The sequence below is a fragment of the Segatella sinensis genome (assembly GCF_040095255.1).
GTDB classification, from domain to species: Bacteria; Bacteroidota; Bacteroidia; order Bacteroidales; family Bacteroidaceae; genus Prevotella; species Prevotella sinensis.
Genome location: NZ_JBBNGE010000077.1, coordinates 1 through 10,077, shown reverse-complemented (window position 1 = coordinate 10,077; position 10,077 = coordinate 1). Strand labels below are relative to the sequence as shown.

Sequence of the window (10,077 nt, the reverse complement as noted above, 5' to 3'; positions counted from 1 at the left end):
TTGTTGTATGGGTCTTTACCTCTAAGAATATCCTGCAAGGCAGTAATACATGTTTGGCCTGGAGCACGACGATTGTTAAGTTCAGGCACATCGCCAATCCAGCAATCCTTATGACGACCAGATCTCTTACCAATTTGCGTGTAATACCATTCAAAATATGCCTCACAAATAGCATACTTGGGAGCTGCACCCTGCGCTTTTGCATTTAACAAACCACAAGCTGTGAACAGCGTCATCTGAGTGTCGTCAGAAATCCATGCCTTGCCGCAATTTTCTTCATCTGGCAACCACCACTGAGTAGTGTCCAGTCTTGTGATGCCATTCTCGCCATACCTTTTCTGTATACCCATGTACGAGTTTATGAACTCCACAGGATAGCCGAGCGCATCGCCAACAGCTCCTCCTATAAGAGAACCGCGTATCTTATCTAATTGTTTGTTTCTATCCATATCTATAAAGCTTGTTCTGTCCATAGTTATAAATCTTTTATGTTATTCTATTTGTAATTTTTCCCTAAACTCAGACACATTCCATCAATATTGCCGTATAATTGTCATCACCTTGCTTTTGACAGAGAAGGTCGAATGCTTCGAGTATACCTTCCAATGGCTTATCGTCCAACATCCTTGCTTGCAGGATGTTGGGAGCCATGCTCTTGTACAAGCCATCAGAACAGAGTAACATTTTGTCTCCTTTCTGAATGGTGAACTGCCTGATGTCGGGAACAGCGACTTCCGGGCGATAGGTGAAGAAACAGCGTGACACCACTTCCCATCCGAAGTCGATACGCACATGATCTTCGGTCTGGTAAAGCAATCCCTCACCTTGCCTTTGCAGGTAGCAACGGCTGTCACCCACATGGGCTATTGTTGCCTTGTCACCTTCAATGCTGACCATGACCATCGTAGTACCCATCTCTGCATGGCTGAGGTCATAGGATTTCTGGTTGATGGCATTACAAGCCTTTTTGCAAGCCACAACAACTTTTTTGTCACTGTCAGGAGTGTCTGTATTATCTTGCCAGTATTTTGAAATGGCATCGCAGACTGCCTCACTTGCCACCTCGCCAAAGGAATGACTTCCCATGCCGTCACATACTATGCCCATGAAGCGATTGTGCTCTGGCATTTCCAGGACGTTAAAGCAATCTTCATTATTGCTTCTCCGACCAGTCTTGCTGATTGTCGCATATTTGATTTCCATTGTCTTCACATAAATGGTTCCATGCATAGCAGCCATATTTCCCTAATACTGTCTTGCGTTTTTTGAAGCAACGATTTGCTTTCGCATATCGTCTCCAATTCTTCTTCTGAACGTTGGGGCTGTTCATCAGAATTACCACTATTGGCTGAAGCTTTCTTGGGTAGCAGCCCTTTTATCATATCATAAATCCTACTCATAATATATATAGATTACTGTGTGTGACATGCTTTCTTCAGTAGCTTAATCAAATCCTTGTATACAGAGTCGCTGATTCGTCCATGATCGCGAGCTTCGTTGATGGCATCATACACCTTGTCTCCCGAATAGGAATCCAGTCCTCCCCACAAGTTGTCTGTACATAGATTTGTTGTGTAGATATGATTGGTGTTGAGCTGCGTTATCAATGCCGATTTTGCCAGATTGCGTGCATCCACATCTGGTGCCGCACCAAACGAGATGTCATATCCGTGACTGGTATCGTGCAAACCATCGCCTGTTCCCAATGCGTTTCGCACAGCATCCTCTATATCATCAGGACTATATTGGGATAGATCAAGCGTAGAACCATCAAATCCATCAACCACACTCTCATGTCCACCTGTATCGTAGTGGCTACCTTCTCCATTAGAGAACAGGTCGCCTAATCTTTCAAAGAATTCAAACATAGCGTATTCGTTTTTATAGTTTTACTTTTACCTACTTGTCCTTTTGGTCTCTGAATGCCTTGCGGAAAATCTCGCCAAGCTCTTCTTTCGTAAGCTTTGATTTACCGAGATACTCGTTTCTGAAATATGCCTTTGCCGTTGAACCGATAGCCCAGGCAAATGCAGCAGATGTCGCAGCATCAAGAGCTGCACCAACGGCATAGCCAAATCCAGTTGACTCCATAAGCATTGACAACATCTTTGAACCGACATTCATTGAAAGAAACCACATGCCTGCACTGAGTACAAACTGCTTGACGAACTTCCAACCTTCATCTTTTGTTAACTGCACGCCATAGCACTTTCCTATTGCAACAGCACCTGCACCCATTGCAGAAGCTGTCAAAGCCCAATTCACGTGAGCAGGAATTACAGCTGTTCCAACCACAGCAGCCATCATTGTCTTGATAGCTACATCTGCATCTTGATCGCATACATATACTGACTTTGCCATATCTTAGTACCCTTATTCGTGTCGAGCGCAACTTCTAATCGTTTTATAATAGTGATGTTGTAAAGCATCAAAACCTATCAAACAAAAATAAAAAAAACGAGACTTGGTTTTCTTTATTCCCAAATCTCGCTATTGTCGTAATAGCCTTATCAACGTCAGTCCCTTGAAATCTTGAAACCCAATTTCAAAATGAGTTTAATGGTTTCAATAGACGTATTGCGGTCGTATTCCTTTTCTTCCTCTGATAACTCTTCATAAGGCACAAGGCATGGATGTTTTTTCTCGGCATCGTTGCGCTCTTCTCCATACGTCCAACCATCTTTCATACGTCCTGCCGACCATACCTCATGCACATTCTTGGCTATGTCCTCTGCCAAAGCGTTTAATTCCTTCGGCAGAGCCACGTCCTTCGTATCGATAGGATGTGGTGTGTAATTGTTTTTCTTCATTGCTTGCGATGATTTATTGGTTTATATATGGATAGAGAAGAAGTTGATGGCAAACCTATCATCAGGAAAGAAGGTTTTCACTCTTTCGTTTCCAACTTTCCTATTGCAGGTTCATATCCTTGACATGAAGCTTTTTCATACCATTCTTGGGCCTTGATTTGGTCGATTTCCACGCCCCATCCGTTGGCATAACATTCGCCCACCATATATTGCGACTTACTATTGCCCTTTTCAGCTCCTCGCATATACCATGCAAAAGCTTCTTGCTTATTGGGTGTCACTCCCAAGCCTTTCAGAAGACAATCGGCAAGGTTACGTTGGGCACTGGCATACCCCATTTCAGCAGCATAACGGAACCATTGTGCAGCTTTCTGTAGATTGCGTTCATATCCATGTCCTTCGAAGTAATACAGAGCTATGGCATTAATGGCATTTGCCGACCCCATGTCGGCAGCTTCAAGGAAGTAATCCATTGCTTTGTTATATTTGCCTTGGTTGTAGCAATGCCAACCGTGTTCCAATAGTAGGCTTATTTTCATTTTTTCCGATGTTTCCTTGATAACGATATTGTCATCGGCCGAAGCCTCTACGAAGAATTGCTTCAGTCGCTCGTAGAAGGCATCAAAGTATGCTGTATCATATTGTGGACCGTTTTTGTATCTTACATCCTTTATCTCATCGGGCAGTCCTTCGGGAAACTCTGTGAAACCATGCAACATAATAGGAATAACATTCTTGTCGAGTTTTAGAGCCTCAGCAAGTTCCACAAAGAGCCAGTCATGTTCCTTGTCACCTTGTTCCTTGATAGTCCTGCTGAACACGTCGGCATCGCATATCAAGATAAAGTTCTTACACTCGGCAATGCGCTTCAGCAGTGCCTTATCGAAGTTGCCATTCATAAGATTGTCCTGGTCAAAACTGACGGAATATCCGTCTCGCTTAAGTAGATCATATATATGTCGTGCTGTCTCGTAACCGCCGTTACGGCGGTAGCTTATGAAAATGTCGTAAGGTTTTGTAGGCATATATAGACTAATGAAATAGGAAATTTAAATTTATTCAGAGATAAAAGAATGTAACATCTCGCTTGACTGTACTAATTCAGAATATTCATATTTGACCTGAACTCTATTTAACAAGAACATCAATTCGTTATCGCTCCTTATATCAGATATAGTAAATCCATCAGAAAGTACGACATTTATCTTGATATTTTTGTTGTTTATCGCATTATCTAGCTCTCTTCTTAGCCAATCAGATTTTGCAGAATCAGGTGTTAAGAGAAGAGCAAAAAATTTTGCATATTTCAATGCGGTAGGGATAACCTTAGAGTATTCACGTCCTTGTGGAATACAATCTGGTGCTATCCAAACATGAACATTATTATGTTGAAGCAACCGTTTCAATGTTTCTGCTTGCCTGACATTTTTACTTGAATAACTGATGAAATAAAAATCTTTTTGGGTTATATCCCAATGTATACATTTATTCATGTCTTCTATTATATTATTGTCTTGCAAAGATTGTGTTCGTTTCTTATAATCTTGCATTGCTTTTTCTTCTATACCAGGTTGTGGTGGGCCCATCAATGGTCCTTGCGGGTTATTATTTACCTTAGGTCTAAAGAGAAACATTTCCAGTGTTGATTTTGCAAAATAGCAGATAATACCAAGAACTCCTAACAATAATACAACCCATTGCCATGATAATTCATTCATAATATTATACATTTAACGATGAATATACTGGTATGGTTTCAATTATAACATTATTTGGTCCCGTCCGTTTTCCATTTCTTGGTGTCCACCAAATGTAGAATTTGTCAGTAGTCCTATACAACAAGGATAGGTGTCCTTTTGAGCATTTTATAGCTCCTCCTGCTTTGATAAAGTTATTGAATCTCTTTTTTTCATCTTTTACTATGTACTCAAACATTTTTGGAGTCAAAATTATGGTGCCTTCAGGAGTGGAAAGTCCATCTACTCTTTCTGTATATTCATCATTTATATTAAGGAATTTCCATATGAAATTCTTTTTTCTAACATTTTCTTCTGTCGCTCCTAAACTTGTGCAACTGCCACATGTCAATATTCGATTCTCCATAAATGATTTGTCATAAACGTGAGAGAATACACTGCTTTCAAAATCATCAAATTTATATTCGTTTTCAAAGTCAGCATCTTCGAATGAATTGGAATATGTAGAGCCAATATATTTCATCATTAACTTAAATTTCATATTTCTCAAGAAACGGGGCCAACGTCGCATTGCTCTCATCTGAGCAACCGATTCATATCCAGCTTCCAAAAAGTCACTATTAGCATAATATCTTGCAAGTTCTTTGTTTTCCTCAGAAGTTATACTATGCCATGTAGAAATGTCTACTTGACTTATATTTTCACCATCTTTCGCATCTGGGTCAAATTTCATAACTTTCAGTTTTCCACTAAGTACTTCATTCTTGTTACGAAGGATGGTTAGAATTTCTCCCATACACCACCAAGAATCCCAATAGCCAAATTCTTGCGATTCTCCTTCCTTGTGTTTTGTTTCAAAAATCCAAAACTCATCACATTCCGTTATAAGCCTATCAATATAACTTACAAAAGCCCATCGACGCACCTCTGGCATGAGTTCATTAGACAAGCACCCCTCTGGTAGTACTGTAATGTCTGCATTTCCATTATGGAATGCTTTTATTTCCTCAACAACTTTAGGAATGTCATATTTTCCATCATATTTTTTTCTGTTATAGTAGCAACCACGATAACTGATGAAACATTTTACTATTCCTTCTTTTTTTCTTGTGCTTTCTATAAATTTTGTATTCTCTTCAAATATTTCCTTCTGTTTTCTAATGAGTTCATCAATTTCCTCTTTGTAATTTTCTATGTTCAACTGGAGTTTTATATCTCTCACCAAACGATCTGAATTATTCATAGCTATCAATTCTTTCTTAAGCCATAACACAATCTGTTTGTTGGAATATTCGAGTTGATAACCCTTTTTCCCTTTATTATCCTCATTAACTTCATCTTCGTATTTTCCCATTCGTTTTACATTTGAACGTAATGGAGTAAAATTTAACGGAATCTGTGTTCTACTTAATATCAACACATTGTCAAGGGACATAACTGCAGGAGTTATGCATTCGTAGTTTGCACCAAAGTCGAGATTAAGCTTTTTAAATTCGTCTTCTTCCAATGAACCATCGACTATGACAATGTCATTGTTTAACGCAGCTTTTACAAGTTGGAAAGGAGAGGAGTTTTCTCCTTTTAATCCATAAGCTAATTTCTCTTCAAATACAAAATTTACGTTAATTTCATTCTGTAAGTCTTTCAGTAACTTATAGACCATTGTTTTCAACTCTTGCGTCTTACTTGCAAATTTCTCTTCACCGACATGGTAGGGTGAACAAGAAAAGTATTGTATTCTTATTTGTTCCATATTATCCTATATTGTAGTTGTTTATACAAGTTTTAGTTTATTCAATGTCTCTTCAATATTGAGATTTTTTTATTTTAGCTATTTGTTCTTCCATTTCATGTGCTGTGAAATCTGCCATGTCACTAAGTGATGGGATAATATTTAACAGGATTTCTCCTAATCTTCTATTATAAAAAGCTAAAATCTGTACAGATTTAATTATTTTTTCTTCTATGTTAGATCGTTGTTCTCTATGAATGAGTGCACACTCAACAATAGCGCAAAAATATGCAGACATTCTAATGGCTTCATATACATTGCTACCATTTGGCCTAATTTCATCAGTCTCAGGCCATTCGAAAAATCTTGTCTTTGGAGAAACGATACCTATTTTGATGTACAGGTCTTTAACGGATTCAAACATTCCATTAAAAAGATTTTCCACAAATAATTCATTGGATTTCTGATTCAATATTCGGTCTAAGAAAAGTCCCATATGACCTATATTGTCTTTAAAATATTGAACAATTGTTCCAAATGCAGAACATCCAATGGGACAAAGCATATTAAAAATTGTATTTAGGTGAGTTACAGAAAAATGGTTTGGCAATGTTGTGTTATTATTTACACAATCCTCAAAACCATAATGATACTCTTGCCAAACACTATCCAAAGTGGTATCATCACTATTTAACCAATGAACAAAACGATTGCAAATTCTATTCATTCCATCTTTTGGAGATATGTAATAGTTGCCTGATTTTTCCGGATCTATTAGCCATTCCCGTACAGAATGGTGGAAAAATTTTAATTCATCATTCTCACATTTGATAATATGCTGAAAGCTATTCAGTATTTTATTAAAAATCCTGTCAGATTCAATACATGCACATTCTTTTACTAATGATTTGTTCATTACTTTTGAAGATGAGACGAGTATTTCCAAAACCTTTGCTACATATTCGTCATAAAAGTTCATGCAATTTAGATAAATTCTGGAAAACAGATTGTAATAGTATGAGCCTATACCAGTGGGCATTTCCTTCAATTTATCAACAGAATAAATTCCTGCTTTTATATCCTCAACTAAAAGTTTGGCATACAAAAATACTCCTTCGCTTTTTCTTGCAATACTTTCGCTTTGTAATTCTGTTAGTTGTAATTCTGATAATTCACTTGTCACAAATTCTTTTATATCACAGAAATTATTCATTTCAACTGAATGTTCTAAATCAAAAACTTGTGGCTTGAATTTTTGTAATGGCAATCTAACTTTTATATCATCACGGCTAGTAAGGATAAATTTCATCCACCGAGGTAATCTATCTATATGCCTTGATATTGTTAAAGCAATCATGTTACCATTTGCGTCATTAGCTTCATCTAACGCATCGATAAGAATCCAGATATTTTCATGACCACCATCAATCATTAATCCCATGCTTTCGCAAAATAAGACATCAAAGAGTTCATGCTCATTCATTTTTGTTAGATTATCTAATTGAGGTAAATCTAACAAGCGATGTAGATAATCATGATATCTTACGGCTAATTGAAAAGCAATATTTCTAAGTATTGCACATGGGTCACTGTGAGCTGGTTTTCCCCATTCAACAAACTGAATTGCTGGAATTTTAGCATTAAATGTTTGTTGAAGGTTTGCTGCAAAAGTGCTTTTCCCGAAACCTGGTCCCCCTACAATCCAAAATATTCTTTGTTCATCAATTTTATCCCATTCTTCAATTTTCTTATAAAGCCATTGTCGTCCATACATTCGTTTTTGTGTTAGACTTTTTATTCGCATGATTGGTGATATGGGAATCAGCTTCTCTCTAAGCCTATTGATGTCACCATTAAACTTTTCGTTTTCTGGAGTATTTATCATTCTGGCAAGCTCTTTAAATTTCCTCTGAAAATACTTGCCATTAAATCCTTCATCAATATGCCTTTTCCAATCGCTCATGTCAAGCCATTGTATATGGGAAAGCATAGCAGGCACAGCTACAATATCAGTAGGCTCAAGCAAAATAGTTTTGATATTTCCACCCATTACGCCAACGGAAATACTTATCTCATCTCTACAAACTCCTGGATTCCTTGTAGAGTATTTGGATAGACCTGCCAAAACCACATCACTTTGCCTAATACCTTCAGAAATACGACATCTCCAATCTTCTCCCTCCTTAATCTCTGATTTGTCAATCCACACATCGTGCTTTGGTGAACCATCACAACCATTTGTCAAATATTCGTATATCTTTTCTATCAAAGGAGCATTTGAATCGTGCCCATAGCTAAGAAATATCCTCATTGTTGTTTGTACTTACTTTGTTTAACAATATATTCTAAGAGTTTCTCCCAATATATTCTATTAGGATACTCCATAAGGTAATGTTCATGCCAACAAGTATTACAACTTTTATCTAACTTTTGATTTATATTAGTGTCTTGTGGCATTGCATACAAGCCATTGATTTCCTCATATCCAAACATACAGCCTTTTTTTACAGAGTATTCATACAAAAGAAATACAGCATCTTTATCATCCCCAAAGACCTGCTTGTATTCTATACTTTTAGCAAGTAGATATTCTGGAAAACCATCAGCAGACTTAAAAGCATTTTTTTTTATTTTATCTATTGTTTGCATTGGTAACAAAGAAGGGCCAAGCTCATACAATACTTTTTGAGCAATCTTCATACCTAATATAGATGCTGAATAGAATAGGTCTATTGCTTTGTTGTATGATTTTTTTACAGTTTTACCTATAAAATAGTTGCATGCTAACTCAAACATAGCAGTAGAACGTATTATGCTTAGTGTATCATATATGATATACTCATTTTCGTTTTCGAACGAAAAACCAAACGCTTTCAATTTGTCTGGCTCTATGTCAACACACTCTAATTCTATACATTTTTTTAATATTTTAAATTCATCAATATTTCTTTTACAACCTTCAGCATAGTTGAAAATATTATTTATACTAATATCTATTTCCCGAATAAAATTATAGATGAGTGTAGGTAAATCCTCCTTATTCTTTTCAGAATAGTCAATATCTATAATTTTATTATTATGCCATACAAACCCTTCATATTTGTCAACACCAGGATCCTTATAATATTCTCTAAGCAATTCTTCACGTGCGTCAATAAAGATATTGACTATAATGGTTTCCTCTTTCGATCGATTTGAATGTAAAAACGTATTATAATTCAATACAAATCTAGGAGTATTATTTTTTAATAAAATATTTGCAGAATATATATTTATAAAATACCCTTGTGAAGAAAAATCATTCTCTTCATAACTCTGCTTATTGATTACGTCGTAATCTTTTGCACGGAAAAATTTAGCTATTAATTCTTTTAATTCTGTATCGTCTGATGTTCCATTTATATATATTGTATTTCTCGACTGAAATCTAGACAATGATTTCATTATATCTTCAATTGAAGAATCAATATTTATTTTCTCCCATAGTCGATTTTTTATCTTGATATAATTGACCTCCTCTTGAACCCATTTTGAATTTTGAGCATTCTTGCTATCACATAATATAAACTTTTCGCGCGAATCTATTTCACGTTTGATTAGTCCATCTATTTCATTGTCATCATTTAGACAATTCAAGAAAAACATCAAAGGTCTATACCCCTGCTGTTCAAGTATATTCCTAACTTGACGCACTTTTTCATAGTCTTTGTTTGAGTGAGATAGAAATACCCAAATTCCTTTATCCATAATAGTGATTATTTATTAGGGTGTCCAGTTCTATGTTCCACTTTCTGATATTACAATATAATTCCAAAGCTTTGATATTTAAAGTGTTACT

Annotated in this window: 10 protein-coding genes; all 10 read right to left on the bottom strand. The window is 36.4% G+C overall.

Annotated elements, in window-relative coordinates:
• The coding region (locus AAAT87_RS14245; RefSeq protein ID WP_349226782.1) for an ADP-ribosylglycohydrolase family protein at positions 1 to 473 on the bottom strand (473 nt) is incomplete at its 3' end.
• Between the two features lie 46 nt (positions 474 to 519).
• Positions 520 to 1,203: a PP2C family protein-serine/threonine phosphatase gene (locus AAAT87_RS14240; protein ID WP_349226781.1), complete on the bottom strand. Its 684-nt coding sequence runs from the start codon at positions 1,201 to 1,203 to the stop codon at positions 520 to 522.
• 209 nt (positions 1,204 to 1,412) lie between these two features.
• Positions 1,413 to 1,868: a hypothetical protein gene (locus AAAT87_RS14235; RefSeq protein ID WP_349226780.1), complete on the bottom strand. Its 456-nt coding sequence runs from the start codon at positions 1,866 to 1,868 to the stop codon at positions 1,413 to 1,415.
• A gap of 31 nt (positions 1,869 to 1,899) precedes the next feature.
• Positions 1,900 to 2,361 (bottom strand): DUF697 domain-containing protein, encoded by a 462-nt coding sequence (locus AAAT87_RS14230; RefSeq protein WP_349226779.1) that lies wholly within the window; start codon positions 2,359 to 2,361, stop codon positions 1,900 to 1,902.
• Positions 2,362 to 2,516: 155 nt separating this feature from the next.
• On the bottom strand, positions 2,517 to 2,810 hold the full coding sequence (locus AAAT87_RS14225; protein ID WP_349226778.1) for a RyR domain-containing protein: 294 nt from the start codon (positions 2,808 to 2,810) through the stop codon (positions 2,517 to 2,519).
• Between the two features lie 77 nt (positions 2,811 to 2,887).
• Positions 2,888 to 3,835: a TIR domain-containing protein gene (locus tag AAAT87_RS14220; RefSeq protein ID WP_349226777.1), complete on the bottom strand. Its 948-nt coding sequence runs from the start codon at positions 3,833 to 3,835 to the stop codon at positions 2,888 to 2,890.
• 30 nt (positions 3,836 to 3,865) lie between these two features.
• Positions 3,866 to 4,528 (bottom strand): toll/interleukin-1 receptor domain-containing protein, encoded by a 663-nt coding sequence (locus AAAT87_RS14215; protein ID WP_349226776.1) that lies wholly within the window; start codon positions 4,526 to 4,528, stop codon positions 3,866 to 3,868.
• 4 nt (positions 4,529 to 4,532) lie between these two features.
• Entirely contained in the window at positions 4,533 to 6,260 is a 1,728-nt protein-coding gene (locus tag AAAT87_RS14210) for a hypothetical protein (protein WP_349226775.1), read from the bottom strand.
• Between the two features lie 52 nt (positions 6,261 to 6,312).
• Positions 6,313 to 8,550, bottom strand: coding sequence for a toll/interleukin-1 receptor domain-containing protein (locus AAAT87_RS14205; RefSeq protein ID WP_349226774.1), 2,238 nt, complete (start codon positions 8,548 to 8,550; stop codon positions 6,313 to 6,315).
• Positions 8,547 to 9,986, bottom strand: coding sequence for a TIR domain-containing protein (locus AAAT87_RS14200; RefSeq protein ID WP_349226773.1), 1,440 nt, complete (start codon positions 9,984 to 9,986; stop codon positions 8,547 to 8,549). Before AAAT87_RS14200 ends, AAAT87_RS14205 begins: the two co-directional genes overlap by 4 nt.
• Positions 9,987 to 10,077 lie beyond the last annotated feature (91 nt).

What these genes read in the sequence shown, in the direction of transcription:
- AAAT87_RS14230 (WP_349226779.1), bottom strand. Translation starts at nt 2,361, where the DNA reads ATGGCAAAGTCAGTATATGTATGCGATCAAGATGCAGATGTAGCTATC.
- AAAT87_RS14215 (WP_349226776.1), bottom strand. Translation starts at nt 4,528, where the DNA reads ATGAATGAATTATCATGGCAATGGGTTGTATTATTGTTAGGAGTTCTT.
- AAAT87_RS14235 (WP_349226780.1), bottom strand. Translation starts at nt 1,868, where the DNA reads ATGTTTGAATTCTTTGAAAGATTAGGCGACCTGTTCTCTAATGGAGAA.
- AAAT87_RS14205 (WP_349226774.1), bottom strand. Translation starts at nt 8,550, where the DNA reads ATGAGGATATTTCTTAGCTATGGGCACGATTCAAATGCTCCTTTGATA.
- AAAT87_RS14225 (WP_349226778.1), bottom strand. Translation starts at nt 2,810, where the DNA reads ATGAAGAAAAACAATTACACACCACATCCTATCGATACGAAGGACGTG.
- AAAT87_RS14200 (WP_349226773.1), bottom strand. Translation starts at nt 9,986, where the DNA reads ATGGATAAAGGAATTTGGGTATTTCTATCTCACTCAAACAAAGACTAT.
- AAAT87_RS14210 (WP_349226775.1), bottom strand. Translation starts at nt 6,260, where the DNA reads ATGGAACAAATAAGAATACAATACTTTTCTTGTTCACCCTACCATGTC.
- AAAT87_RS14240 (WP_349226781.1), bottom strand. Translation starts at nt 1,203, where the DNA reads ATGGAAATCAAATATGCGACAATCAGCAAGACTGGTCGGAGAAGCAAT.
- AAAT87_RS14220 (WP_349226777.1), bottom strand. Translation starts at nt 3,835, where the DNA reads ATGCCTACAAAACCTTACGACATTTTCATAAGCTACCGCCGTAACGGC.